Genomic DNA, 25,007 nt, shown 5'->3' with positions numbered 1-25,007 from the left:
CGGATCTCATCGCAGGGACATCCTCAACGCTTCCTGACGGGTTCCTGACACTCGATCCGTAGGTTGTCGCGCATGACGACACCAGAACGCCGCCGGCTGGGCGCGGGCCGACGCGCCCCGATCATGCTCACGTCGGCCATGCTTGTCCTCGGCACCGCCATCTCCGTACCGAGCGCGGCCGCCGCCGCGCCTGTCTCATCGACGGTTGCCAAGGCGACGAGCGTGGCGACCCACGAGCAGGCGATGACCGTCGCCGAGCGACAGGCGGTCCTCGACTACTGGACGTCGGAGCGGCTCGCGGCGCTGAACGAGCCGCTGTCGGGCAGTCCTTCGACGAGTGGACCGGACGGTGCTCCCTGGACCCGGTCCAACGCCGTGGTGCCGACGGTGGGCCGGCTCTTCTTCACCAGCCAGGGCGAAGACTCCAGTTGCACGGCGACCGTTGTCGACAGCGCCAACCGGAGCGCCGTCGTGACGGCGGGGCACTGCGTCCACAGCACCGACCTCCTCGGCGAGAACGGCGAGTGGGCGACGCATGTGATGTTCGTACCCGGCTATCGGGAGGGCCGGGCACCGTACGGCAGGTTCGTCGGGCGCGTCGGGGTCGTCGACTCAGCCTGGACGCAGAACGATGGCCAGGACCCGAGATTCGACTCGTACGACCAGGCCTTCGTGGTCCTCAACAAGGACGAGCGTGGCCGGCGCGTGCAGGACGTGGTCGGGGTCGCGCAGAGCGTCGGCTTCGACCTGCCCGGCGGGCAGGTCGTTTACCAGTTCGGCTACCCACGCTCCGCCTCGGACCCGGCCAGGAAGGGTCTTGCGGAGTACACCGGTCGGCGGCTCGCCTACTGCACGGGTCCGGCGTGGGAGCATCCCGGTACCGCCGACTGGCCCACTCCGAAGGGCCAGTGGGGTGCTGCCTGCGTGATGGGCGGCGGCTCCAGTGGCGGTCCTCGCCTGGCGAGATTCGATCCCCTGTCCGGCCTGGGGGCCGTCGTGGGCGTCAACACCTGGGCCGACTACTTCGACGCCGCACACCAGGCGTGCGAGTTCGATGACGAGGGATGCACCCGCCATCTGATCGGCCCCCAGTTCACCTCGGCGATCACCAAGCCGCTCTACGACCGTGCCCAGCGGGCCCAGGTCAACGCCTGAATCTCCCGGTTGTGCCGACTCCGGGCAGGTCGATCGTCGAGACGGATCGACCTGCCCGGAGTCGGCACGTACGGCCGAGCCTTCCGGCATATCGCCCCGGGGACCCTCCACATACGGAGATGCTCGTGGCGCACGACAAGTTCGGTGCTGACGCGATGATCCGGATCACCTTCGGTGTCGCACCCGCCGATGCCCCGTGACGACCGCCCAGCGCCGGCTCCGGCCGTCGACGATCCTCGTACTCTTAAGGTTCTTTGAAGTTCTTCCGCTCCGCTTGATGCTCGGCAAACCGGCTCACTAACCTCATCTCGTCCGGATCACCCTCAGCTCCACGATCCGGGCGAAACGTCCCCTGAGGAAAGTGGCCACTGTCATGAGGCTGTCCCGCCGTACCCTGCTCGGCTCCGCGATGGCCGGCACCGCGGCCACCGTCGCCGGCGTCTCGCTCGACGCCCTGACGGCCGGTCCCGCCGCCGCCGCGGTCAGCCCGCCCGGCGACGTGGTCGGAAAGATCACCGTCGGCTACCAGGGGTGGTTCACCGGGGCCGGCGACGGAAGCCCGCTGTCGGGCTGGTGGCACTACGGCCAGGACTGGCAGAAGACCCCCTCGCCCGTCAACGAGGCGCTCAAGTCGTGGCCGGACGTGCGCGACTACGACCGGGTGTACAAGACCGGATACCAGAACCTGGGCAACGGGCAGCCCGCCTCGCTGTTCTCGTCCTACGACCAGCAGACCGTGGACACCCACTTCCGCTGGATGCGGGAGAACGGGCTGGACACCGCCGCGCTGCAGCGCTTCAACCCGGTCGGCGGAGAGGGCCCGATCCGCGACGCCGTCACGATCAAGGTCCGCAACGCGGCCGAGGAGTTCGGCCGCAAGTTCTACATCATGTACGACGTCAGCGGCTGGACGGACATGCAGCAGCAGATCAAGGACGACTGGACGAGCAAGATGAAGGCGTACACGGTCTCCCCGGCGTACGCCAGGCAGAACGGCAAGCCCGTCGTCGGCATCTGGGGATTCGGCTTCAACGACAGCAACCATCCGTGGAGCGCCCCGGTCTGCCTGGACGTCATCAACTGGTTCAAGGCGCAGGGCGTGTACGTCATGGGTGGTACGCCGACGCACTGGCGCAGCGGCGACAGCAACGGCGACTCGCGGTCCGGCTTCTCCGACGTCTACCACGCGTACGACATGATCTCGCCGTGGATGGTGGGCCGGATCGGCGACGTGGCCGGGTCGGACTGGTTCTACACGAACGTCACGCTGCCCGACGTGCAGGACTGCGTGGCGCACGGCATCGACTACCAGCCCTGCGTGCTCCCCGGTGACCTGCAGGAGCGTCAGCGTGCGCACGGCGACTTCATGTGGCGGCAGTTCTACAACGTGATCAGGGCCGGCGCGCCGGCGATCTACATCTCGATGTTCGACGAGTACAACGAGGGCAACCAGATCGCCAAGACGGCCGAGACCGCCGCGTTCGTCCCGGTCGGCTCGAAGTTCCTGCCGTTGGACGAGGACGGCACGAAGTGCTCGGCGGACTACTACCTGCGGCTCAGCGGTGACGGTGGTCGGATGCTCAAGGGCGCGATCGCGCTGACCCCCACCCGGCCGACCGCACCGGTGCTCGGCTCCACTCCGACCGCGCCCGCCGCCGTCGGCATCCGGTCCCGGGCCAACGGCCGCTTCGTCGGGGGCTCGCCGTTGGTCGCCTCGCTGACCTCGGCGTCGGAGACGTTCACCGTCGTCGACGCCGGTGGCGGACTGGTGGCCCTTCGATCCAGCAGGACCGGCAGGTACGTCTGCGCGGAGCAGGCCGGCGCGGCGGCGTTGGTGGCCGACCGCGACGCGATCGGCGGCTGGGAGACGTTCACGAAGGTGACGAACCCGGACGGCAGCGTCAGTTTCCGCAGCGCCGCGAACGGCAGGTACGTCTGCGCGGAGGACGCCGGCGCCGGGGCGCTGATCGCGAATCGCACGGCGATCGGCCCGTGGGAGTCCTTCGACCTCGTCTAGGGGCGCGGTCCTGGCCTGTGGCAGAGCGGGTGTCGCGGGCCAGGACCGTCGTTACGGCTGCCTCGTCAGGCTGGCACGTGTCCGGCCGTCCAGCACGCCGAGTGTGCAGGCCTTCGGCGAACGCCGTGGATCTGTCGGGGCATGGATGGTCCGGGAGCCCGGGGTGGGCGGCACCCGGCCCGCCGTCCGGGAGGACTGTTCCGGAACACCAAAGTGCCACGGCTCGGGCCCGGTTGTCGCGGACGGTAACGCTCAGGTTCGTATCAGTTGACATCCGGATTCATGATGACCCGGATGCGACGAGTAGCGAAAGCGATGATCAACCGTCATTGGGGCCTGACGGAGATGGTCGGCGCCGTGCTCGGGTCGATGGTTGGTGGCGTGGCCGGTTGGGTGTTCGGCAGCGGCGCGGGCTATGCCGGCTGGGTCGGCGTCACGCTCGCCGCGTACTTTCTGGGACTGGGGCCCGTCGTCGTCGCGATCGAGCACGAGCGGGGCGTTCTACGTGGCCTGGGGGTCGCTGTCTCGCGCGTCGCCTGGTCTGTCGCCGGCGCGGCGGTGGTGGCGGTGCTCATGACAATCGTCGCCATGCCGCTGGCCGCGATCCTGGTCGCCCCGGTGGGCGGTTGGCTACTGGAGCGCTTTCCCAACGCAACGGACGCTCTGGTCCAGGGGGTGCTCGTGGCGGTCAGCGTCGCCATCGTCGGACTGCTGGTCAAGACGAAGATCGGGTCTGTGGTCCTGGGCTTCGCGTTCCGCGGAATGGGCAACGGCGCTTTCATGATCGTTCCAGTGGTGTGGCTGGTGTTCATGGCGCTGCCGACCTACCCGATCGTCCTGTTGATCGTCTGGCTGCACGGGTGGATCGGAGGGCTCTTCGGTCTGACGCTGGGCGCCGCAGTCGGTGGCTTCCACGGATATCGGTCCGCGGGCGACATATCCATCGAGGCGGGGCAGGACTGGTGACGGCGTCGCGATGCCAGGGGCGGCGATCCCGCGCAACCGGGCCGTGATCACCGTTCGCGAAACGCCATCTGTGCTTCTCACTGCTTGATACTCCGGGCGCGCAGTGTCTGCTCATCCCCCCGGGCGACCAAGGTCGGGCTCGAACCACCTACTTCCGTCCACGATGGACCGGCCCGGTCGAATCCGCTGGGTGGTTGAACCTCCCGGACGCCGCTGCGTAGAAGGGGGCCGGGACGGAAGGATGGCGATGATGCGAGGGCGTGGAGGGCAGCGGTGTTGATGCGGAAAGCGCTGGCGACGGTGCTGCTGATGGTCGGTCTGGTGCTGACCGCGCCGACGGTACCGGCGGTTGCGGCACCGGACGAGACAGGAAGGTACTACGTGGTCGGACCGCCGGTGAACGGCCAGCGGGAGTACCTGTACGACATCGCCCTGCGTACCCTTGGTAACGGCAACCGGTTCCGGGAGATCACGCAGCTCAACATCGGCAGAAAGCAGCCCGACGGCGGCACCTTCACCGACGGCGTCGAGTTGCGACCCGGCTGGCTTCTCGTGCTGCCGCGCGACGCCAGGGGATCCGGGGTGCGCAGTGGAGCGCTGCCGACGATCGGGGTGAAGTCCTCGCCACCCGGCGGGAGCGCTGCGGCGCCCAAGCCGAGCACCACTGCGGTGAAACCCAGTTCTACGGCGTCCAGCGCCGTCGCCCGGTCCCCGACGCCGGCCCCGGCGGTGACGGAGAGCGCCGCCGCCCCACGGGCCTCCGGCAACCCCGACGCTGGTCGGTTCGCGCCCCTCCTGGTCAGGGGTGGTGCCGGCATCCTCGCGATAGTGCTCGCCATGTTCGCCGTGCTGACGCTGCGTCGGGGCGGGTACCGGTTGCGCACGGCTGCGCTCGACGACACCGGCCCGTGGCCGCCGGAGCGACACCACACCCCGGCCCCCGCCGAGGTCGCTACCGACACCGTTGACGGCGCGACTGCCGCAGCCCCGCTACCGCAGGAAACGCCCGCGCCGCCTCGTGCGTCCCCGCCGTCCAGCCCGTCGTGGCCCCTGCCGCCATCGCGAACCGTGCCGCCGCCACGTACTCCGACGCCAACCGCCTTGCCGTCAGAGCCGCAGGCACTGGAGCCGCTGCCGGCAGAGTCGCTGCCGGCAGAGTCGCGGGCAGCAGAGCCGCTACGAGCAGAGTCGCGGGCAGCAGAGCCGCTACGAGCAGAGCCGCTGCCAGCAGAGCCGCTACGAGCAGAGCCGCTGCCGGCAGAGCCGCGGGCAGTGGGGTCGCGGCCGGCGGCTCTGGCCCCGGGCGAGGTGCCCTATCTGCGGGCCGATCTGCTCAGCGAGGAAGGTCCCGTGCACGTCCGACTGGTCGGAGCAGCGAAGCGTCGGGAGACACCCGCCTACGCCTGGCTCGGCGAAACGGAACCGGCGCCCCCGGCAACCGTGCCGCTGGTGCTGGGCAGGCAGGGCCCGTGGCGGCTCCACGTCGATCTCGGCCAGGTACCCGACGTCCTCACGGTTGTCGGGGCCCTCGACGTTTGCCAGCGGCTGGCCACCGCACTCGCCCGACGACTCCACTCCGAGGGCGTCCGGGTCGCCGTGGTCGGTGAAGCGCTCGGCGCGGTGGACCTGAACGGCTACGAGACGCTGCCCGGCCTGCCGTCACCGCCACCTCCGGGCGAGGGGCCGCCGGATCCGTGCGTGATCTTCGTCGCTGGCCTGCCGGCAGGCGCGGCGGACGACATGCGCGGGCTCGCCGCAGCGACAGGCGGTCGCTACGTGCCGGTCGTGGTCGGTCCGATCCCCGGCGGCCGGTGGTCGGTTCGGGTGGGGGACGGAGGCTGAACCTGGCTGAGTACGGCCGGGAGCGGCCCGGTCACGGTCCCCGGCACGCGCCGCCAGGCGTGCTCCTCTGCGCGGTACACGCGGCGGACCTGGACACGCTCGTACGAGCGGCTGCCCACGATCAGCTCCACCCCGGCGGCCCGGAGCCGCTCGGCCTGGCTCCGCAGCCGGGTGAGCGGGGCGAGCATCTCGGCCGTCGACGTGACGTCGATCGTGCGGCCCCGGGGCACCCGGACCTCCAGCAGGAGCCGGCCCGGCCGGGCCGGCGGGGCCTTGCGGTGCAGACGCAGCCAGCCGCGTGGCAGGCGGCTGCCCGACGCCGGTACGAGGGCGTACGCCCGCCGGCTGCCGACACCGGGCCAGCGGCGGACATCGTTGGGCAGGCCGGCGATCGTCCGGTACCGGGAAGAGCAGTGGATTCGCAGCGGTCCGTCTGCGCAGTCGGTCGTTGGAAGGAGCCGGCCGAACCGGTAGGTGCGGAATCCGCTGAGCGGGGACACCCGGTCCAGCCGTCCCGCCGGCAGCAGATAGGCGTCGTTGACTCCGCGCAGATGCTGCAGACGCGCGGGTATGTGCGAGCGGAGCGTCGTCATGGGGATCGCGCCTCCGGGCGCGACGCGTACCCGCAGCAGGTAGGTGTCGTTCGGCACGGCACCCGGGTCCAGGAGGGCGGTCAGGAAGAGCTCGGCGCTCTGCACGCCCTCGGCGACCGCGCGGGCGGGGTCCACGGGGCAGACGACGAACGCCTCGAACTCTTCGGCGTTGACCTGCTGCCCGGGTGGAAGCCACGCGGGGCCGTACACCGGGGCCCGACGACTCTCGGTGATCAGGGCGGGGCGATCAAGGGCCGTGGCCGGTACGGTGACCGGATCGTGCGCCGAATCCGGCTGATCCGCCGGCGTGGAGGCGGGCAGCGCGAGCCGCGGGGACACCGTGATGCGGACGCGGGCCAGCGCCGGCACGAGGAGACCGTCCGGCGTCGCACGCAGTGCCAACGGGCCGGCGGCGGATCCGGGCCGGTACGCGTGCCACTCACCGGCGTTTCCGGCGGGGTCGAGCGCGCGGAGGTCGCGGCCACCGTCGACCAGCTCGGCGCTGCCGCCCGGCGCCGGTGTCCAGACCGTGGCGCCGGTCTGCTCGGCGAGGTCCCGTGCCTGCTCGGCGAGGCCCCGCTGCTCCTGCGGATCTGACGGCCAGGTGACCCAGAGCCGCAGGTCACTGCCGTACAGCGGAAGGTCGCCGAGGAGGGCGGCGAGTTGCTCACCACCGTGCACCGTCTGGGTCCCGCCGTAATCCCCGACGAGGAATCCCTCTGCCCGCGCCGTGACGGCGACGGTGACCAGTCCGTCCGATGTGGCAGTGAGCTGGTGTGCGATGGCGCGACGGGTCACGAAGTCGGCCCGGGTGGCGAGGGCGAGTCCGGCCGGCAGCGGGAGGCCGACCAGACCGGTACGGGGACGGACCACACCCCGGTCGACTGCGAACCAGCCGGGCAGCGGGGTGGCGAGGTCCGGCGGTTGGATCACGACCCAGTCCATGCTGCGGCGGGTGACCCGGTCCAGCGGTACCGCGTGCAGCGGGCCACCCTCCGCGTTCTCCTGGCGCCGGTACCGGTGTCGGACGTCGGCGCCGTCGGGGCTCACGAGCACGTCATGTCCGAGCAGGCCGGCGACCTCGCTGAACAGGTCCCTGTTGCGGGTGCCGTCGCTGGTCAGGATCCGGACGTCGTGCGCGGCCTCACCGGATCGTCGGACCAGGTCGGTGATGCCTCGCGCATTGAGCGGCACGCTGGGCTCGGTCGGCACCACCAGCCCGCCTTCGGGCCCCGGCTCCAGCCAGAGGTCGAACAGGCCGGCGATCCGCAGGTGTCTGCGCGGGTCAAACCGTCGGGTGGCCGGCAGCTCGTCGATGCCCGCGTCGATCGTCGGTGTCACCGGGTTCATGCGCTCACCACCATCCATCCACTCTGCCTTCGTGCCCGCCGGGATCGGGGCGGCCAGCCGCGATCCACCGCACACCGCGCTCTCGGTACCCTCGGTCCGCCGACACCAGATCTGCCCACACCACGAAGTTGATGAAACTTCGGTTCAGATTGATTTGAACCAACCGGCCGCTGATCCGCAATAGACGGTGACAGCCGAGGCGATCGGGCTCGGCGATTGAAGGAGGACATCAGTGCTAGCGAAGCGTCCAACCCTTGCACGCCTGATGGCGGTCGTTGCGACTGCCTGCTGCGTGCTCGTGGCGGCGGCGGGAGCGGCTGCGGCTCAGGCGCCCACCCCGGACCCGCAGGCATATGTCAAGTTCTACGTGGTCGCGGCGGAGCACCAGGGGCAGCCGGAGAACCTGACCGAGATCTCGGTGCGCTTCCTCGGTAGCGGCGAACGGTCGGCGGAGATCTACAACCTGAACGCGGGGCGTGTCCAGGCCGACGGCGCGGGGCTGACCGATCCGGCCAAGCTCAACCCCGGCTGGCGCCTGGTGCTTCCGTGGGACGCAGCAGGTGAGGGCGTGCAGTATGGCCAGCTCCCGCCCGGCCCGAAGCCCTCCCGGCCCGGCCCGAAGCCGTCCCGGACCGCCCCGAAGCCGCCGGTCACCACGTCGCCCTCGGCCGGACCCGGCCCGGGCGCTTCGCCGAGCGGGCCACCGAACGGCAGCGGCGCGCCTTCCGGGTGCACCGCCACCGCCGGGTCGAGCAGCCGATCCAACTGGGCCCAGCTGCGGCTGGCGGCCGACGGCGCCTGGGATATGAGCCGGGGCAACGGTGTCATGGTTGCCGTGGTCGACTCCGGTGTGGACGGCAAGCTCCCGCAGCTCAATGGTCGGGTTGCCGTCGGCGCGGACGTCACCGCCGGGAACGGCCGGGGTGATACCGACTGCCTCGGTACCGGCACCGCGATGGCGTCCATCATCGCCGCGAGCGCTTCCACCAGCGCCGACAAGACTCCCGTCGGCATCGCGCCCGACGCCACGATCCTGCCCATCCGGATGCTGGGGCCCTCCGCGAGCAGTCGGGCCATGGACGCCTCGAACGCCATCGAGGTGGCGGTCAGCGCCGGCGCCTCGGTCGTCGCGCTGGGCGCCGACGTCGACCTCGGAGCCCCCACGGTGGCGGCGTCCATCACCACGGCGTTGAACCACGACGTGGTCGTGGTGGCGGGGGCGCCGACGAAACCGGTCACCGCCCCATCGGGCTCTGAGCGGTCCGCGACCGGTGCGCTGCTCCTGGCCGGTGGTGTCGGCGCCGATGGGCAGCTCGCCGAGGAGTACCAGCAGGGGACAGTGGAGGTCGTCGCTCCGGGGGTCGAGGTGGCGAGTCTCGGGATCAGTGGCACCGGGGTGATGAGCAACACGGGTACCCGGTTCGCGGTGGCGTTCGTGGCCGGTCAAGCGGCGCTCGTCCGGGCGGCCTACCCCGACCTGACTGCCGTTCAGGTGAAGGAACGCATTCGGAGTACGGCCGACGCGATGGAGAACGGGGACGCCCGATATGGCGCCGGAATGATCAATCCGGCTGCCTCCGTGGCCAAGAAGCTCGACGAGGAGCGGCAGGTGTCCGGCGAGCAGAACGCGGGGGGCGGCGGTGGGACCGCGCTCGCCGTCCTCCTCGGCCTCGGGCTGGTCGCCGCGATCGGTCTTGTCTTCGCGATCCGCTTCCGGCGCCGCGCGATCGGATAGCGGAGCAGGCACGGCCCGGGTACGCGGACGAGCCGCGTACCCGGGCCGTTCGTCAGCGCCAGGCCCACTGCTGCTCGCGGTTCTCCACGAAGGTCCAGACGAGCAGCGGCTTGTTCGGCACGTTCACGTTCGCATCCAGCGCCTTGAGGATGTGCAGGTTGAGAACGCCGCCCTTGCTGTTCATCCGCCACACCTGGGTGGGGCTTCCGTTGCAGGTGGCGGCCATGACGGCCGCCCCGTCCTTGTTGGCGCCCTCCTGCACGTCCATGCAGAGGCCCGAGGCGCGGAACGTTCCGTCGGCGAGTACCACCCACCACTGGGTCGGGTCGTCGTTGTCGCACGTCTTCAAGGTCAGCCGGGTCCCCCCGACGGTCCCGCCGGTGCTGACGCAGAGCTTGCTCATCGGGTGGTAGAGCTGCTTTGCGCCGACGGGACGGACGGGCCGCTTGGAGGGCGTCGGCGGGGCCGGCGGATCGCCGGCCGTCGGGGTCGGCGTGCCCGGACCGGCCGGCGTCGGCGCGGCAGGGGTCACCGACGGTGGCGCGGGCGTGGACGGGGCCGGCTTGACGCCGACCACCAGCCGCCCGTCGAGCGCGTAGAAGTCGGTGAGTGACTTGACCGACTTCAGGAAGGCCTTGGTGTCGCCGTCGAGGACGCCGCCGCTCTGCCGCACCGCGGTCGGGCCGCTGCGGTAGGCGGCGAGCGCGAGCAGGTAGGGGTCGCCCTCAAGGGGGGACAGTTCGCCGGCCATCGCGCACATGGCGGTGCCGACGGCCGGGATCGCGACGGCGGGCTCCCAGGCGGAGGCGTCGCTTGGCCCGTACGCCTGCCACACCTCGGGAAGGAACTGTGCGATTCCCCGCTGGCCGGCGGGCCCGAGCAGGTTCGGGTCGAACCTGGAGAGCGCCATCAGCTGCGCCGCGACCGCCGGGGGAGTCACGGCCGGGCAGACCGAGCCGGCCCGCAGGAGCAGATCGACGTACTCGTTCGGGACTCCCTTGGCGTCCACCTCCGGCCCGGTCGGCGCGACGCCACCGGGCCCGCCGAGATGGGTCCGCTTCCCGTAGTACGCGGCGTAGCCGCTGACCTGGTCGACGTAGTCGACCGCGTCCGGCGGCACCGCGCCGGCCGTGGTCACCGACTCCAGGCCGCTGTGGAAGGCGGCGACCGACAGCCGCCACGAGTCACCGGAGACGTTGGCGAGGCGCAGCTTGCCGCTGTAGTCGCACACCTGGTGAGCCAGTGCGACGATGTTCGCGGCCCCGTCGGAGCGTTCCGCGTCCGGCCACGGCTTCCAGAGTTTCCAGTCCTGGTTGTCGAGTCCGGCGATGCCCGTGCCTCCGGAGGCGGTCTCCGTCGCGCTCCAGGCCAGTTTCGACTCGGCCATGAGCTGGCCGGCGAGCCGGGCCGGGCTCAGCATCGGGCAGGAACGGGCGGCGGCCACGATGACCGCGGCCTGTTCGTCGGAGACCGGTCCGCCGATCAGCTGGTCGCGGGCCGAGGCGACGCCCCAGCCGATCGCGGCGATCGCCGCGCAGACGACGGCCAGGGCAGCTGCGGCGACGGCCACGATTCGGCGCGGTGTCCGGCCGAACCAGGGCCGGATGGTGCGGGGGTCGGTTGTCACGGGGCCATCCCTTTCGGCGGGGCGACATCACTGTCGTGACGGATCAGCTGCCGCATATGTTCACCGCACGACCACGAATCCATCAAATTTTGTCTCCTCGGCGATTGAACCGGAGGGGGGTCGGGACCGTGGACGTGGCTGTCTTCGACGGTTCGCGCCTCGCTGCGCCCCACCGTCCAGCATGCCGATCGATGGAGGTGTGTCCGTTGCTGACCAGACGAAAGATGCTCGGACTGGGGGTCGCCGGTGCGGCGGTGGTGGGTGTGCCGCTGGTGGCGACACCGTTACTGGCGCGAGCCAGGGCCGAAGGTGGACTGCCGCTGACCGTGGTCAACAGTACCGGTCGCTACGCGAACTCCTCGATCCACATGTACATCACCGGGTACGACCCCGTCACCAGGGAGATGGGCTACGTCAGGAGCCCGGGAAGGTTCACCCCCGCCTCGTTCGCGGACAACGGCACGGACGGGTTCCTGGACATCGCCGTCCCCCTCGCCGAGGAGGGCGCCACTCCGTTCGTCCTGCCGATGCTCGACGGTGGACGGATCTACTTTTCGATCGACGGGCGGCTGCGATTCAAGGTGGTCGACGGCGGCGGAAGGCCGATGTTGCAGGAGCCGGCGGGGTCCGTCGAGAGCGATCCGAACTTCGGGGTGCTCTGGGATTTCTGGGAGTTCACCTACAACCCGAACGGCATGCACTGCAACACCACGATGGTCGACATGTTCAGCATCCCGATCGCGACGCGGCTGGTCGGCGCGGGAGAACACACCGCCGGGAAGCTCACCGACGGCGGCCGAGACGCGATCTTCGCGGAGGTGGCACGGCAACCCGGGTATGAGCGGCTGATCATCGGAGACGGGCTTCGCGTCATCGCGCCGGGTCACGGCATCGTCGCGGGTCGCTTCTCGCCCACCTACTTCGACGGCTACATCGCCGAGGTGTGGGATCGGTACCGTGGCACCGACCTGCGTGTCTCCAACGAGTTCGGCGCCTTCACCGGTCGGGTGGGCGACGACGGGAGGATGCACTTCGACGGCGGGATCGGCGCCTTCGACCGGCCGACCACGATGGACGTGCTCATGTGCAACGGCACGTTCAGCAGGCCCAATGACGCGAGCGGAAAGGTGGCCGCGGCGCTGGCCGCCGGGTTCAACCGGTCGGTGCTGGACCGGCCGTTCCAACCCGTCGACGACCGAGCGGCCTTCTACCAGCACTCGGTGACCAACCACTACTCCCGGATCCTGCACAACCACTCCGCGAACGGTCGGGTGTACGGCTTCCCGTACGACGACATCGTCGGGGACGCCTCGTACATCCAGGATTCGACGCCCCGGGAGGTGACCGTCACCCTCACCCCGTTCGCCGGCGGCGAGGCGTCGTACCCGATCGCGCAGCCCCCGCCCGCGGCGGTGCCGGCCCCGGCCCCGACGGCCGCGGCGGGAGTGGCCGTCGCGGCCGGGACCGCCGGTGGTCAGGTCCGCGTCGCCGATCAGGAGATCGCCGCGTCCGGTTTCGACCGCGAGCAGGGTGTACGCCGAGAGCCCTGCGGCGAGGGCGGCGAGAACCTCTGTTCCATCGCCAACGGTGACTGGGTCGCCTACCACGGGGTCGAGTTCGGCGACCGGCCGATGACGCAGTTCGTCGTCCGGGTCGCCTCTGGCGCCGACCTGGGGCTCTCCGGGCTGATCCAGGTACGCCTGGACAGCGAGACGAGTCCGCCGATCGGAACCATCGCGGTGGCCAGCACCGGTGGTTGGCAGCGGTGGTTGACCATCCCGGGGAACATGGCGGCGGTCACCGGCCGGCACGACGTGTTCCTCACCTTCGCCAGCGGGCAGCCCCAGGAGTACCTGAACATCAGGTGGTTGCGCTTCGGACGGTGACACGGACAATCCTCTGTGGATCCCCACCGGCGGCCGGTCGCTCTCAATCGTCTCGTAGCCGAAACACGCCGACTGGCGGGTACGGCTATCCTCCCCGGAGAGCGTCCGGTCGAAAGCGGGCGAGGCGCCGGTGTGGTCGTGCGGGTCCTACCCGTGCGTCAGGGGAGGCGGTCTGTGTCGGCGGTGCACAACGAAGCGCTCGGTCCGTGGGCTGGGGACTCCGCCGCCAGTGGCCCTTCCGCCGCCGAAGCCCTGATGCGGCAGATCTTCGAGGAGCACCGGGTCCCGCTGTTGCGGTTCCTCACCCGGCTCGTCCTCGGCCAGCGGGAACTGGCCGAGGATCTGGTGCAGGAGACGTTTCTGCGTACCTGGCGGAACCTGGACATGCTCGCCACCGACCCGCAGAGGATCGCCCCGTGGTTGTACACGGTCGCCCGGCACGTGGCCATCGACGCGATCCGGTCGCGGCAGTCACGTCCGCAGGAGATCAACCTGCCGGACCTCAACCGGGTCTCCTCGGCCGAGGACGTGATGGATCGCGTGGTGAGCAACCACACCGTGCAGGTGGCCCTGAAGCAGATCAGTCCGGAGCATCGGCAGGTGCTGATCGAGATGTACTACAAGGGGGCTTCCATCGCCGAGGCGGCGGAGCGCCTCGGGATACCCGAGGGTACGGTAAAATCCCGGACGTACTATGCGGTTCGCGCGCTGCACGCGGCGATCGGCTCGACGGAGTCGTCGTGATCCCGGCCCGGCCGTTCCGAGCCTGGCCTGTCGACCAGCACGCAAGCGGTCCCGGGATGCCACCACCTGGTGCGGTGTCGACGCGTTGAGGAGAAGCGGGATGGGTCCAGGCGGTGAGCATGCCACCGACGAGCAGTCGAGGCTGGCGCTCTACCTGCTCGGCGCCCTCGACGAGGCCGACCGTGTCGCGTTCGAGGAGCATCTGGCTGGGTGTTGGCGCTGCCTGAACGAGGCGACTGAGGTCGGGGCCTCGACCAGCGGCCTGGCCGGTCTGGCGGACGTCGACTGGGAGCTGCCGGTGGCGGCGGACCCGCCGCCGAACCCCGCCGCGCGATCGGGCGGTGACCCGGCCGGGTCGGCTCGACCCACCGGCGCGCGGCCCGGCGGGGATCGGCCGGCGGGTGCCCGCCCGGATCGCGGCCCGACCAACGATCGCGGCGGCGCACGTCGTCGTCGCATCCGGATCTGGGGCGGTGCGGCCGCCGCGGTTCTGGCCCTGGCCCTGGCCGGTGGGGTCGTCGTGGTCAACGGGCGGGGCGACCCCGAGCCGACGCTGACCGCCTCGGGTGAAGCGCCCGCCTACGGCGCGAGCCTCTCCGTCCTGGTCACCGCCGACGACAGCGACCACTCCACGATCCGGATCACCGTCACGGGCCTGCGACCGGGCCTGCGCTATCGGCTCTACGCGGTGACCCGCGACGGGGTCACCCACACGGTACGGGACTGGTTGGCGTCGAACGGCCCGCAGAAGGTGACCGGCGAGACCGCGTTGCCGATCGACGAGCTGGCGTTCATCACCGTCGGGACCAGCGACGGCGTCGGCGTCGTCACCGCTCCGATCACTCGCGGCGCCGGCTCTCCCCGCTGAACGAGGTGAACCCGCGCCAGGGGTGAGCCGTAGAGCTCCGGACAACAGAACCCGAAGCTCTCCGGAGGTACCGCCATGCCCGAGGTAAACGCACCCGATCCGCGTGGCTCGCGAGCCGGTCAGCACCATGACCGGCCGCGCGACCCGATCGAGGTCGAGGTGGAAGCTCTGGCGCTCGTGACCCTCGGCAATGAGCTGCACAAGCTCTGGGCCAGGCGCGAGGCTGCTGGCCAACCGCCGTCCGACGACGTGGTTGAGGCGATCGGGATCGTCAAGGAACGCATGGGGCGCCTTCCACTGGAGACACCGGCGCGGGACGCCGCCGCCGGTGTTCCGTCCACCGCGCCGACAGCCCCGCCCGTCGGGTCGGCGGCGCACGTTCAATGGCACGACGAATTCCTCAACCTTCTCGTGCGTACCGCCCGGAAGGTGAGGCGTTGGCTGAAGGAACTGGACGCGAGATCGGACCGCTCTGACGGGCTCCCGACCGATCTGCGGAATCTGCCGGACCTGAGCAGCATCGATCCCCGCAGCGATCTCTATCGGCGTACGAGCAACCGTCTCGGTGAGCTGCTCGACCAGAGCCCGGTCCTACGGCGACTCTCGTCGAGCGGGAACCTCGACGGCGTGTCCAGGCACCTCCCGCAGCTCAGGATCGAACGTCGGGAGTACCCGATCCCATCCGCCCGGCCCGGCCCGCCGCTGGCGGACATCGCGGCCATGCCGTCGTTGCGGGCCGATCGAGCCGGCGGACCGGACCACGATTCCGGCCGGGCAGAGCCGAATAGCCCGGCACACCTGCCGCGCCAGCAACGACGGGCCACTTCAGCGGGGCTGTGAGCGCGCGTCCGGATCGCGTGGTGACTCAGGTCGGGCTGGCGGACGGGAAGGACGGCGGTGGGCCACCGAGGCCCTGGTACTGGCCGAAACGGGCCCGCACCTTTGCCAGGTAACCCTGGGCCTGGGCCGTCGCGGGGATCCCACCTGCCTCCCGCACGGCGTCCATGCCCTGGTCGTACGCGACAAGGGCCAGGTCGAGCGCGCTGCCGATCGCCTGCTTGCTGTCGATGAGGCTCTGCGCCTCGTCGGCCAGGGCGCAGAGGTACCGGCCCTGCGCCATGATCGAGTCCTTCTGGTCGAGGGCGGACGTCTTGTCGTTCTTGTCGGTGTCCTTGCCGTACCGGGTGAAGACGGCGGGTGGCAGTTGGGAGATGCCCACCTCACCGTCCGCGCCGACCTTGGCGCCATCCCAGCGCGATTCGACCTCGATCTGCGCCGCGATCACGATCGGGCCGATCGAGGTGCAGATGGCACCCGCGTCCTCGATCGTGTCGGCCAGGGACACCGGCACCTGCGTCCGGTCCAGCGTTCCCTTGCCGTCGCCCTGGAACGCGGCCAGCGACTCGTCGGCCCGGTCCCAGGCGTCGCCGCTGTCGCTGCCGCCGGGGCCGGTGAACAGGATGATCAGCACGATCAGTGGGAACAGCAGGACGCCGAGCCCGCCGATGATGAGCACCGCCCCGGCGACGACGACAACGACGACCGGGCCGCCCATCAGACAGGTCGTGGCTGTCGCGATCGCCGCGCCGACCAGGACGGCCGTGCTCTTCTGCGAGCCACCGTCCTTCGCGCTCGAACCGCTCATGTCCCTCTCCCTCGGGGTTGTCGTGCACGAAAAATGTCGAACCCGCCTTGAACCGGGGGCTGAGGTCCGCCGTAGAGGCGTCCGTCATCCGGTCCGGGGTCGCCGGTCCAACGGGACCAAGCAGCGCCTGGTTCAACGGCGGCGGCCCGAATACCAACCGGACCGATGGCATCGGACGTCGAGAGCGGTGCGGACAGGAAGAGGGTGGTGATTCGGATGGGCGTTCCATCAGCGGTCGACGCGGCACGGCGGGTGCCGCTGGGAGCGGCCGGTCACGCCGGGGCCTACGGCGACGTCGTGACCCCGCAGTGGGCCCTTTCCGAGCAGGGGATCGGGTGGATAGCGGCGCACGGCGGCGCCGGGACCACCACGCTCACCCGGATGCTCGGCGGGATCGACCTCGGCTGCCGCTGGCCGGACGCCGCGCTCGGGGAGCCGGCGAAGGTGATGCTGGTGGCACGGACCAACGCCGAGGGGATGGGTGCCGCCGGACGGGCGCTGAACGCGTTGCGCGAGGGCCGGCATCCGGCCGCCATGCGGCTGATCGGTCTGGTGTTGGTGGCGGACGCGCCCGGTCGGCTGCCCCTTCCGCTCGCGCGCCGGATCCGGGTGCTGCGGTCGATCGCCCCGGTGCACCGGGTGCCGTGGATGCCTGCCTGGCGTCTGGGGATCCCACCCAGACAGCTGCCGAAAGAGTTGTTCGGCCTGGCCGGTGTCGTCGGTGCCGATCGTGAGCTACCCGGGCGCAAGGGGTGATCCAGGTGAACGTCGCACCGCGGGGCATGCCGGTGCCGCAGCGGGAACCGATGCCCTCGCTCGCGCCGCTGCCCCAGTACGACCCGCTGGGAAGCGGCGGGCTGGAGCCCCTGCTCAACCTGCTCGCCTGGGCGGTCACGGCCACCAGCGTCGCGGGACTGATGATCGTCGGCATCCTGATGATGCTTCAGCTGAATCGAGGCACCCCGGGTGAGGAGAGCGAACACTTCCGCGGCTTCACCATCGTCATGTTCGCCTGCCTGCTCGGGGCCAGCGCGGGGCCGCTGGTGACCTGGTTCGGCGACCTTGGACTCTGAGCCGTTTTCTACCTTTTCATACGAGTTGAGTCCCACCTATGCGGTCACATCGGTGGCCTACGCCTCAAGGAGACGCACCCCATGAACCTGATGGATCTTCCCTACGTCCTCGCCGCCTCCATCTCCGTCCGCGTGCCGGAACTCCCCAGGCCGGTCGCGGGCGTCTTCGACCCCAAGCCCGGGGCGCCGGGTCAACTGAAGGATCTCGTGGACAAGTTGCTCGGTCTGATCGCCTGGGCCGGTACCGCCGCCGGTACCGCCGGGGTGCTGATCACCGGGGTCATGATGGCCATCTCGATGAAGCGCGGCGAGAGCTCGGAGCACATGTCGCGGCTCGGCATGGTGCTCGGCGGCTGCATCCTGGTCTCCGCCGCTGGTCCACTCGCGGACTTCTTCCTCTGACGTCGACCGGCTGACACGGGAGAGACGCATCATGTTCGGTAGCGGCAGACGACGCTCCGATGAGGATCCGCCGTTCTGGCGGCAACAGGGGTGGATCCTGTCGGCCGCGTTCATCGTGGGTTCCGCCCTGCTCGCCGCGGCCATCGGCCTGACGGGCCGGGACGGGGAGTCGGTAGGGCTTGCCACGGGTGGCGAGACGACCAGGCCACCGTGCGGCTCCGGGACACCGGCGGCACCGACGTCGAGCCTGCCCCCCGAGGACCTGACCTGGCAGGTTCTGGAGAGCGGGAAACGGATACCGACCTCCGCGAGCGACGGCCCGAGAGAGGTTGACGGGCAGGTTCTGCGGTGTTTCGCGCACACCCCGATGGGGGCGGTGTTGGCGGCGCACGTGGTGCCGACCCAACTCGGCGAGCGGGGTTGGCGGGCCACCGTGGAGCACCAGGTGATGGCGGGAACCGGCCGCGACGTCCTGGCGGGACGCCTCGGCTTCGCCACGCCCGGCGCGGGCGGAGGGCACGGCAGCTATGTCGGCTACCGCGTCGTGACGTATTCGCCGGAGGCCGCGCTGGTGCGATTGCTCGTCCAGACCACGGCTGGGCAACACGTCTCGACCGACGTCGAACTGCGGTGGGATGCCGGCGACTGGAAGATCCAGCCATCCCGGGTCGGCGAGGTGCGCACGCCGTCGGAGACGGTCCTGGCGAACGCCGGTTTCACCATGTGGACGAAGTGAGGGTTGGGCGACATGGACTGCGCTCCCGGAGACGCGCTCGACAGCGGCGGCACGGGCTTCTTCGACTTTCTCGGCGACCCGATCGGGACGCTGATGCGGATCGTGGCGAACATCATCCTGGCCGCCGCGATCAAGATCTTCGGCGAGCTGAGCGAGTCGGTGCCGACCCTCGGTCCCGGCTTCAGCGAGAACAACGCCGGCGTCCCGGGGCAGATCAGTGATCAGGTCCAGTGGGTCGTCACCTACCTGGCGATCGGATCGGTGCTCTTCGCCGCGGCCAAGATGGCGCTCGACCGGCGTGGTGAAGCCGGGCGGGTCGCGATCCAGGGCTTCCTGCGGGTCATCCTGGTCGCGGGCGCCGGCACGTACGTCGCCGCCAATGCCGCGAAACTCTCCGACGACTACTCCGACCACCTCTATTCCAGCGCGGCGCTCAACCTCGTCAAGAGTGTCCCGTGTATCGGCCTGGGAACCACCATGGAGGCCTTTCTCCTGCTGTTTCTCGCCTTCCTGTTGCTCCTCTCGGCAATCGTGCACGTTCTCATGCTCTACATCCGCCTGGGCGTGGTGACCATGCTGCTCGGCACGCTGCCGATGGCGGCTGCCGCCTCCATGACGAACTGGGGCACCGGGTGGTGGCGCAAACACCTCGGCTGGCTGATCGCCTGGCTCATCTACAAGCCGGCCGTCGGTCTGATCATGTTCTCCGGCTCCGCGATGATCGCCGAAGGCAATCGGACCAGCCTCGTCCATATGCGGATCGCGGGCGTCGGCGTGCTGCTGCTGTCCGCGATCGCGATGCCCGCCCTACTGAAGATCATTGTGCCGGCCACGGCGGCCCTCGGCACCGGCGATCCGTCCGGCGCCGTCGCCTCGTCCGTCGTGGGCGGAGTCGCGTCCGGAGCGAAGAAGGTCGCCGGCTCCGCGATGTCCTACGGCGGCGAGAGCGGGCCGTCCGGCGCGCGCGGGGCAGGATCCTCCCAGGGTGGAGGCGGAGGACGCGGCCCCTCCGGTAGCCAGGGGGCCGGTGGAGCCCCCGGGTCCAACGGCGACCAGGGCCAGCGGGGTAACCAGGGCCAGCGGGGCAACCAGGGCGCTTCGGGCAGTAGCGGGAGCAGCGGGGCCAGCGCGGTCCGGGCGGCGGGCACCGTCGCCGGGGCCGCCACCGACGCGGCGGTCCGCGCCGGCCGGCACGGCAGGGCCATCGTGACGGGCGCCGTGGACGGCGCCGACGGCAACGCCGGACACAACCAGTGACGGCGCCCGAGCGTCGCAAGGGCCACCGCCGGGCGGCGTCCCCGCTGATCAAGGCAGGTAGACCGGAACGAAAGGATTCACGGTGATGTCGGTGGAAGCCGCGGTCGAACCAACGTACGGCAACTGGCGGCGACCGCGTCGGGCCGGACTCGGCCCGCTCGGGCTGGTCGGTACGGTCGGCGTCTTCGGCGGCCTGGTCGTGGTGCTGTTCGCGTCGATGATTTCGCTCGGGGCGGCGATGGTGGTCGGCGTCCCCTTCGTCGTCCTGCTGGCGCCCCTGGCGATCCGCACCCAGGACGGGCGCAATGTGTATCAGCTCATATCCCTGCGGATCGGTTGGTCACAGCGCAAGTCCCGGGGCGAGCACCTCTACGTCTCGGGCCCGCTGTCGGCGCGCCCCGGTGGTCGGTTCCGTCCGCCCGGCCTGCTCACCCGGGTGAGCGCGCTGGAGGGCCGCGACGCCTACGACCGCGCCTTCGGAGTGCTGCACCACAAGGGACGCAACCTCTACACGATCGTGCTGCGGTGTGAGCCGGACGGCGGCTCGCTGGTCGACCCGGACCAGGTCGACACCTGGGTGGCGCTCTGGGGCGAATGGCTGGCCCGGCTCGCCCACGAGCCGGCCCTGCGGGGCGCCTCGGTCATCGTCGAGACCGCCCCGGACCCGGGAACCCGGCTGGCGAACGAGATCCTGCCCCGCCTCGCCCCGGACGCGCCGGCCGCCGCTCGGGCCGTTATGGAGGAGGTGGTCGGCGACTATCCGTCAGCCTCGTCCGAGATGAACTCCTACATCACGCTCACCTACGGCGCGTCGGGTGGGCCACGACGCGACCCCGAGGACGTGGTCGCGGACCTGGCCGTCCGGGTGCCGAGTCTGCTGACTGGGCTGATCAGCGCGGGCGGCGGTGTGGCCGAGCCGTTGAGCGCCGAGCAGATCGCCGAGATGGTCCGGGTCGCCTACGACCCGGCCTGCGCCGCCGAGGTGCTCAACGTACGGGCCGAGCACGGCCACACCGGTCTGGAGTGGGAGGACGCGGGCCCGGTCGCGGCGGTGGAGTCGGTCGACGCGTACCACCACGACTCGGGTGTCTCCCGGACCTGGCTGCTGACGCTCGCGCCCCGGGGCACGGTGCGGGCCAGCGTCCTGCGCACGATGCTGGACGCCTCCGACGGAACCCGCCGCAAGCGGGTCGCCCTGCTCTACCGACCGCTCGATCCGGCGACGTCCGCCCGGATCGTCGAGTCGGACCGACGTACGGCGCAGTTCATGGCGACATCCAAGCGCGGCATGGTGCAGGCCCGCGCCAGCGCCGAGGTGCGCGCCGCCGAGCAGGCCGCCGCCGAGGAGGCGACCGGGGCGGGGCTGGTGGAGTTCTCGTTGATGCTCACCATCACCGTCGACACCCCGGACCAGCTCGACGACGCGGCGGTGGTGGTCCGCAACATGACCGGTTCCAGCCGGATCGCGATGCGCCCCGCCCACCGTATGCAGGCCGCCGCGTTCAGTTGCACGCTCCCCGTCGGGATCCTGCCCTGGGAGCAGACCCTGCTGCCGCACGAACTTCAGGAGGCGATGTGACAGACATCCGAGCGCGCCCTGCCGGGACCGTTACGCGTGCGGTCGACCTCAGCGCCGGCTGGCCGGCCGGACACTCGGGTGGGCAGACCGCTCTGACCGGAGTCACCGGCGACCTGGCCGAGGGCGTCCCGGTGACCCGGAATCAGAAGCCCAGGAAACGTCCGGCCGTGCCGGAGTCGACGCGCGGTTGGGCGGGCCGGGGTGGAGGCCGGGTCGGCTATCTCGACTCGCCGACGATGTGGCGGGCGACCACCGTGCAGGCGTGCGGCCTGTGGCCGTTCTCCGCCGGCTCGGGTGCGCCGATGTCCGGCGTACCGATCGGACAGCACCTCTTCACCGGTGCCACGGTCTGCGGCGATCCGCTCTCCTGGTTCACCCGGGCCCGCTATATCTCGAACCCCTCGCTGTTCATGCTCGGCATGCCGGGCTTGGGAAAGTCCACGCTGATCAACCGGATGGCGGTCGGGCTGGCCGCCACCGGCGTGGTTCCGCTGGTGCTCGGCGACCTCAAGCCGGACTACGCGGACACGGTCCGCGCGCTCGGTGGCCAGGTCATCCCGATCGGACGCGGGGTCGGCGGCATCAACGTGCTGGACCCGGGGGCGATGGGCATCGCCGCCGAGCGGATCGGCGGTCCGGCGGGCAAGGCGCTCGCCGCCGAGACACACGGCCGGGTGCTGAACATGGTGGCGGCGCTGCTGACCATCGTGCGGGGCCGGGCGCTGGACGACCACGAGCAGGCAGTGCTCTCTGCCTGTCTGCGTCACCTGCGGGACCGTACGCCGAGCAACCGCGCACCCCTCCTGCCCGACCTGCTGCGGGTGCTGGACGAGGGGCCGGACCGGGTCCGTGCGGTGACCCTCGATCGGGGGCAGGACACCCGCTACCGGGACGCGGTGGACCCGCTGCACCGGTCGTTGCTGGGCATCCTCGACGGGGCGCTGGGGGACACCTTCGGCTCGGAGACCTCCACCCGCATCGACCCGGACGCCCCGGCCGTGTGCATCGACATCTCCCGGATCGGTGAGGCGGACACCCAGCTCACCGCGGCGGCGATGCTCGCGGCCTGGTCCGACGGCCTGGGTACGGTGGCCGCCTCGCACGCCCTGGCCGACGCGGGGTTGGCGCCGCGCCGCTGGTTCTTCACCATCCTCGACGAGCTGTGGCGTCCGCTGCGGGCCGCCTCCGGGATCGTCGACCGGATCGATGCCCTGACCCGGCTCAACCGCTCGCTGGGCCTCGGCGACGCGAAGATCACCCATACCCTCAAGGACGCCGAGGCGCTGGGCACCGACGCGGACCGGGCGAAGGCGCGCGGCTTCGTGGAGCGGGCCGGGATCGTCGCCTGCGCCGGCCTGCCGATGGCCGAGATGCAGGAGCTGGGTCGGGTGGTGGGCATGTCCCGGCGGGAGATCGAGCTGGTCTCGTCGTGGTCGTCCCCGCCCGGCTGGGCGAGCACCGGCTCGAACGAGGAACCCCCCGGTCGCGGCCGTTTTCTGATCAAGGTCGGTGGACGTCCGGGCATCCCGATCCGGGTCACGATCACCGAGACCGAGCGGCGGCTGCACGACACGAACCTGCGCTGGGTGCAGAACGGGTACGCGCAGGAGCAGGCCGCCGAGCGCGCGGCGGCCCGGATGGTGGCCTTCGAGGCCGAGGCCGAACTGGGCAACCTGGCCATCCGTCCCGAGTTGGTGTCCGACGCCGAGGGGTGGTCGTCGTGAGCCGCTCACCCGGTGGCCGTCCGCACGGCGCCGACCTGTTCTTCTGGGCCTTCACCGTGATGGTGCTCGCCAACGCGGGGATCTTCCTGGTGGCCTGGTTCGGCGGCACCCTCGGCGCTGTCGTGACCCTGCACGGTTGGCACCCGCCACCGGTGACGCTGGACTCGTACGTCCTGCTGGTCTCCGGGCGGATCGAGGTGCTCTGGCCGGGGGTCTCACCGTTCGCCGTCTACAGCGGCATGGTGGTGTCGTTCGTGCTGCTCGCCCTGTCCGCCGCGCTGGGCGTCCGCAAGGTCCTGGAGCTGCGGGCCCGTGGCAAGGGACTGGCCGGTACGCACGAGCTGGCGTCGCTCGCCCCCGCGGGGATCGCGGCCCGCGCCCGCGAGTTGCGGCCCTCGCTGGCGGGCATGCGGGAGCTGCCGCCGGACGAGCGGGGCAACCTCCTGGGCGACCTGATGCCGAACGGGCCGGAGCTGCGCTCCTCCTATGAGGACGTGGAGCTGGACCTGATGGCCCCGCGCGCGGGTAAGTCGACCGGAATCGCCATTCCCCGGGTGCTCCGGGCCCGGGGCGCGGTGCTGCTCACCTCGAACAAGTCCGACGTGTACTCGGTGACCAGGGCCGAGCGGGAGCGGATCGGCACGGTCTGGACCTTCGACCCGCAGGGCATCGCGCACACACCCCGCGAGATGTGGTGGGACATGCTCGCCGTCTGCGTGACGATCGAGGGTGCGCGGCGGCTGGCCGGGCACTTCGTGGCCTCGGTCAACGACGACACGACCAAGAAGGACTTCTGGATAGCGGCCGCGCAGAACACGCTGACGGCGCTGTTCCTCGCCGCGGCTCGGGGCGGGGCCACCATCTCCGACCTGTTGGGCTGGCTCGCCGACCCGGCCGACCGTACGCCGATCGACCTGCTCCGCGATGCCGGGATGGGCGCGATGGCCGAGCAGTTGCAGGGAACGGTGCGCGGCGCGGTGGAGACCCGGGACGGCATCTATGAGACCGCGCGCCAGTGCGTGGCCTGCCTGCTCGACCCGGAGATCCTCGCCTGGGTGTCATACGACCCGGATCTGCCGGAGTTCCTGCCGGACCTGCACGTACTCGGTCGGGACACGCTCTACCTGCTCTCCAAAGACGGCGGCGGTTCGGCGGCCGGGGTGATCGCCGGCATCGCGGACGCCACGTTGCGGGCCGGCGTGGTCGCCGCGGAGCGGATGGGCGGGCGGTTGGACCCGCCGATGACGGCGGTGCTCGACGAGGCGGCCAACGTCTGCCGGATCTCCGACCTGCCCGACCTCTACTCGCACCTCGGCTCGCGGGGGATCAACGTGGTGACGCTGCTGCAGAGCTACCGGCAGGGGTCGCGGGTCTGGGGCGATGCGGGGATGGACGCGTTGTGGGGCGCCGCCACGATCAAGCTGCTCGGTGCGGGCCTGGACGACGCCGACTTCGTGGAGAAGGTCTCCAAGCTGGTGGGCCAGCACGACGTGAGCACGCTCAGTGTCTCGCGCAGCCGCGACGGTTCCTCGCGCTCCACCTCGTTCCGGCAGGAGAACATCCTGCCCCCGGACAGGATCCGCGCCCTGCCGAAGGGGACCGCGCTGCTGCTGGCCACCGGCATCCGCCCGGCGGTGATCCGGCTGCGCCCCTGGTACAAGGAGCCCGACGCCGCCCGCATCTCCGCCGCCGCGAAGCAGGAGGTGGCCGCGATCACCGAGCGGGCCACCCGTAAGCAGTTCCCCAGCTCGTTCGCGGCGCCGTCGGACTGACGATCCTCGGAAAAACCCCAGATCCTCATGAACCCC

The 25,007-nt window shown here is 70.8% G+C and carries 20 protein-coding genes; 17 read left to right on the top strand and 3 right to left on the bottom strand.

Annotated features, from left to right (window positions below; genetic code table 11):
- The first annotated feature begins 72 nt into the window (after positions 1–72).
- The 4 genes from ACIBTX_RS18675 to ACIBTX_RS18660 all read left to right on the top strand — a co-directional run bounded on the left by ACIBTX_RS18675 (position 73) and on the right by ACIBTX_RS18660 (position 5,980).
- A complete protein-coding gene (locus tag ACIBTX_RS18675; protein ID WP_357396570.1) occupies positions 73–1,155 on the top strand; it encodes a hypothetical protein in 1,083 nt (360 codons plus the stop codon).
- Positions 1,156–1,528: 373 nt separating this feature from the next.
- Positions 1,529–3,172, top strand: a complete 1,644-nt coding sequence (locus tag ACIBTX_RS18670; RefSeq protein WP_357120964.1) for a lectin — start codon at positions 1,529–1,531, stop codon at positions 3,170–3,172.
- Positions 3,173–3,466: 294 nt separating this feature from the next.
- On the top strand, positions 3,467–4,138 hold the full coding sequence (locus ACIBTX_RS18665) for a hypothetical protein (protein WP_357172064.1): 672 nt from the start codon (positions 3,467–3,469) through the stop codon (positions 4,136–4,138).
- A 273-nt stretch (positions 4,139–4,411) separates the two neighbouring features.
- Positions 4,412–5,980 (top strand): hypothetical protein, encoded by a 1,569-nt coding sequence (locus ACIBTX_RS18660; protein WP_396832775.1) that lies wholly within the window; start codon positions 4,412–4,414, stop codon positions 5,978–5,980.
- Here ACIBTX_RS18660 and ACIBTX_RS18655 read toward each other — a convergent pair.
- On the bottom strand, positions 5,911–7,923 hold the full coding sequence (locus tag ACIBTX_RS18655) for a hypothetical protein (protein ID WP_357172066.1): 2,013 nt from the start codon (positions 7,921–7,923) through the stop codon (positions 5,911–5,913). The genes ACIBTX_RS18660 and ACIBTX_RS18655 overlap by 70 nt on opposite strands.
- Before the next feature lie 265 nt (positions 7,924–8,188).
- Between ACIBTX_RS18655 and ACIBTX_RS18650 the strand changes: the two genes are divergently transcribed.
- On the top strand, positions 8,189–9,658 hold the full coding sequence (locus ACIBTX_RS18650; protein ID WP_396832774.1) for a S8 family serine peptidase: 1,470 nt from the start codon (positions 8,189–8,191) through the stop codon (positions 9,656–9,658).
- A gap of 52 nt (positions 9,659–9,710) precedes the next feature.
- On the opposite strand, the gene ACIBTX_RS18645 is transcribed toward ACIBTX_RS18650, so the two are convergent.
- A complete protein-coding gene (locus ACIBTX_RS18645; protein WP_396832773.1) occupies positions 9,711–11,285 on the bottom strand; it encodes a ricin-type beta-trefoil lectin domain protein in 1,575 nt (524 codons plus the stop codon).
- Between the two features lie 206 nt (positions 11,286–11,491).
- Between ACIBTX_RS18645 and ACIBTX_RS18640 the strand changes: the two genes are divergently transcribed.
- The 4 genes from ACIBTX_RS18640 (at position 11,492) to ACIBTX_RS18625 (ending at position 15,623) form a co-directional block, all read left to right on the top strand.
- Entirely contained in the window at positions 11,492–13,171 is a 1,680-nt protein-coding gene (locus ACIBTX_RS18640) for a beta-1,3-glucanase family protein (protein WP_396832772.1), read from the top strand.
- A gap of 174 nt (positions 13,172–13,345) precedes the next feature.
- Positions 13,346–13,915: a sigma-70 family RNA polymerase sigma factor gene (locus ACIBTX_RS18635; protein ID WP_363659841.1), complete on the top strand. Its 570-nt coding sequence runs from the start codon at positions 13,346–13,348 to the stop codon at positions 13,913–13,915.
- A 100-nt stretch (positions 13,916–14,015) separates the two neighbouring features.
- A complete protein-coding gene (locus tag ACIBTX_RS18630; protein WP_357120985.1) occupies positions 14,016–14,783 on the top strand; it encodes a zf-HC2 domain-containing protein in 768 nt (255 codons plus the stop codon).
- Between the two features lie 75 nt (positions 14,784–14,858).
- Positions 14,859–15,623 carry a hypothetical protein gene (locus ACIBTX_RS18625; RefSeq protein WP_396832771.1) on the top strand — a complete coding sequence of 255 codons (765 nt, stop codon included), beginning with the start codon at positions 14,859–14,861 and terminating at the stop codon, positions 15,621–15,623.
- Between the two features lie 25 nt (positions 15,624–15,648).
- Here the strand turns inward: ACIBTX_RS18625 and ACIBTX_RS18620 are convergent, their stop codons facing one another.
- A complete protein-coding gene (locus ACIBTX_RS18620) occupies positions 15,649–16,428 on the bottom strand; it encodes a lytic transglycosylase domain-containing protein (protein WP_357120991.1) in 780 nt (259 codons plus the stop codon).
- Positions 16,429–16,644: 216 nt separating this feature from the next.
- On the opposite strand from ACIBTX_RS18620, the gene ACIBTX_RS18615 reads away from it, so the two are divergent.
- The 8 genes from ACIBTX_RS18615 to ACIBTX_RS18580 all read left to right on the top strand — a co-directional run bounded on the left by ACIBTX_RS18615 (position 16,645) and on the right by ACIBTX_RS18580 (position 24,971).
- On the top strand, positions 16,645–17,184 hold the full coding sequence (locus ACIBTX_RS18615; protein WP_357120994.1) for a DUF6668 family protein: 540 nt from the start codon (positions 16,645–16,647) through the stop codon (positions 17,182–17,184).
- A 5-nt stretch (positions 17,185–17,189) separates the two neighbouring features.
- A complete protein-coding gene (locus tag ACIBTX_RS18610; RefSeq protein ID WP_357120997.1) occupies positions 17,190–17,501 on the top strand; it encodes a hypothetical protein in 312 nt (103 codons plus the stop codon).
- 81 nt (positions 17,502–17,582) lie between these two features.
- Entirely contained in the window at positions 17,583–17,903 is a 321-nt protein-coding gene (locus tag ACIBTX_RS18605; RefSeq protein ID WP_357121000.1) for a hypothetical protein, read from the top strand.
- Between the two features lie 31 nt (positions 17,904–17,934).
- Positions 17,935–18,639, top strand: a complete 705-nt coding sequence (locus tag ACIBTX_RS18600; RefSeq protein WP_357121003.1) for a hypothetical protein — start codon at positions 17,935–17,937, stop codon at positions 18,637–18,639.
- 12 nt (positions 18,640–18,651) lie between these two features.
- Positions 18,652–19,896, top strand: coding sequence for a hypothetical protein (locus ACIBTX_RS18595; protein ID WP_357121006.1), 1,245 nt, complete (start codon positions 18,652–18,654; stop codon positions 19,894–19,896).
- Between the two features lie 85 nt (positions 19,897–19,981).
- Positions 19,982–21,475: an SCO6880 family protein gene (locus ACIBTX_RS18590; protein WP_357398285.1), complete on the top strand. Its 1,494-nt coding sequence runs from the start codon at positions 19,982–19,984 to the stop codon at positions 21,473–21,475.
- The gene (locus ACIBTX_RS18585; RefSeq protein WP_357398268.1) at positions 21,472–23,199 is read left to right on the top strand and encodes an ATP/GTP-binding protein; all 1,728 of its coding nucleotides are present in this window, start codon (positions 21,472–21,474) and stop codon (positions 23,197–23,199) included. The genes ACIBTX_RS18590 and ACIBTX_RS18585 overlap by 4 nt, the downstream gene beginning before the upstream one ends.
- Positions 23,196–24,971: a TraM recognition domain-containing protein gene (locus ACIBTX_RS18580; RefSeq protein WP_357172072.1), complete on the top strand. Its 1,776-nt coding sequence runs from the start codon at positions 23,196–23,198 to the stop codon at positions 24,969–24,971. The genes ACIBTX_RS18585 and ACIBTX_RS18580 overlap by 4 nt, the downstream gene beginning before the upstream one ends.
- Positions 24,972–25,007: the final 36 nt, after the last annotated feature.

It is taken from the genome of Micromonospora sp. NPDC049359 (genome assembly GCF_044466585.1).
In the GTDB taxonomy this organism is placed as follows: Bacteria; Actinomycetota; Actinomycetes; order Mycobacteriales; family Micromonosporaceae; genus Micromonospora.
Note: the sequence above shows the minus strand (reverse complement) of the source record. Positions and strands in the feature narration are given on the sequence as shown.

What these genes read in the sequence shown, in the direction of transcription:
- ACIBTX_RS18600 (WP_357121003.1), top strand. Translation starts at nt 17,935, where the DNA reads ATGTTCGGTAGCGGCAGACGACGCTCCGATGAGGATCCGCCGTTCTGG.
- ACIBTX_RS18625 (WP_396832771.1), top strand. Translation starts at nt 14,859, where the DNA reads ATGCCCGAGGTAAACGCACCCGATCCGCGTGGCTCGCGAGCCGGTCAG.
- ACIBTX_RS18670 (WP_357120964.1), top strand. Translation starts at nt 1,529, where the DNA reads ATGAGGCTGTCCCGCCGTACCCTGCTCGGCTCCGCGATGGCCGGCACC.
- ACIBTX_RS18605 (WP_357121000.1), top strand. Translation starts at nt 17,583, where the DNA reads ATGAACCTGATGGATCTTCCCTACGTCCTCGCCGCCTCCATCTCCGTC.
- ACIBTX_RS18665 (WP_357172064.1), top strand. Translation starts at nt 3,467, where the DNA reads ATGCGACGAGTAGCGAAAGCGATGATCAACCGTCATTGGGGCCTGACG.
- ACIBTX_RS18675 (WP_357396570.1), top strand. Translation starts at nt 73, where the DNA reads ATGACGACACCAGAACGCCGCCGGCTGGGCGCGGGCCGACGCGCCCCG.
- ACIBTX_RS18590 (WP_357398285.1), top strand. Translation starts at nt 19,982, where the DNA reads ATGTCGGTGGAAGCCGCGGTCGAACCAACGTACGGCAACTGGCGGCGA.
- ACIBTX_RS18650 (WP_396832774.1), top strand. Translation starts at nt 8,189, where the DNA reads ATGGCGGTCGTTGCGACTGCCTGCTGCGTGCTCGTGGCGGCGGCGGGA.
- ACIBTX_RS18655 (WP_357172066.1), bottom strand. Translation starts at nt 7,923, where the DNA reads ATGAACCCGGTGACACCGACGATCGACGCGGGCATCGACGAGCTGCCG.
- ACIBTX_RS18630 (WP_357120985.1), top strand. Translation starts at nt 14,016, where the DNA reads ATGGGTCCAGGCGGTGAGCATGCCACCGACGAGCAGTCGAGGCTGGCG.
- ACIBTX_RS18620 (WP_357120991.1), bottom strand. Translation starts at nt 16,428, where the DNA reads ATGAGCGGTTCGAGCGCGAAGGACGGTGGCTCGCAGAAGAGCACGGCC.
- ACIBTX_RS18615 (WP_357120994.1), top strand. Translation starts at nt 16,645, where the DNA reads ATGGGCGTTCCATCAGCGGTCGACGCGGCACGGCGGGTGCCGCTGGGA.
- ACIBTX_RS18595 (WP_357121006.1), top strand. Translation starts at nt 18,652, where the DNA reads ATGGACTGCGCTCCCGGAGACGCGCTCGACAGCGGCGGCACGGGCTTC.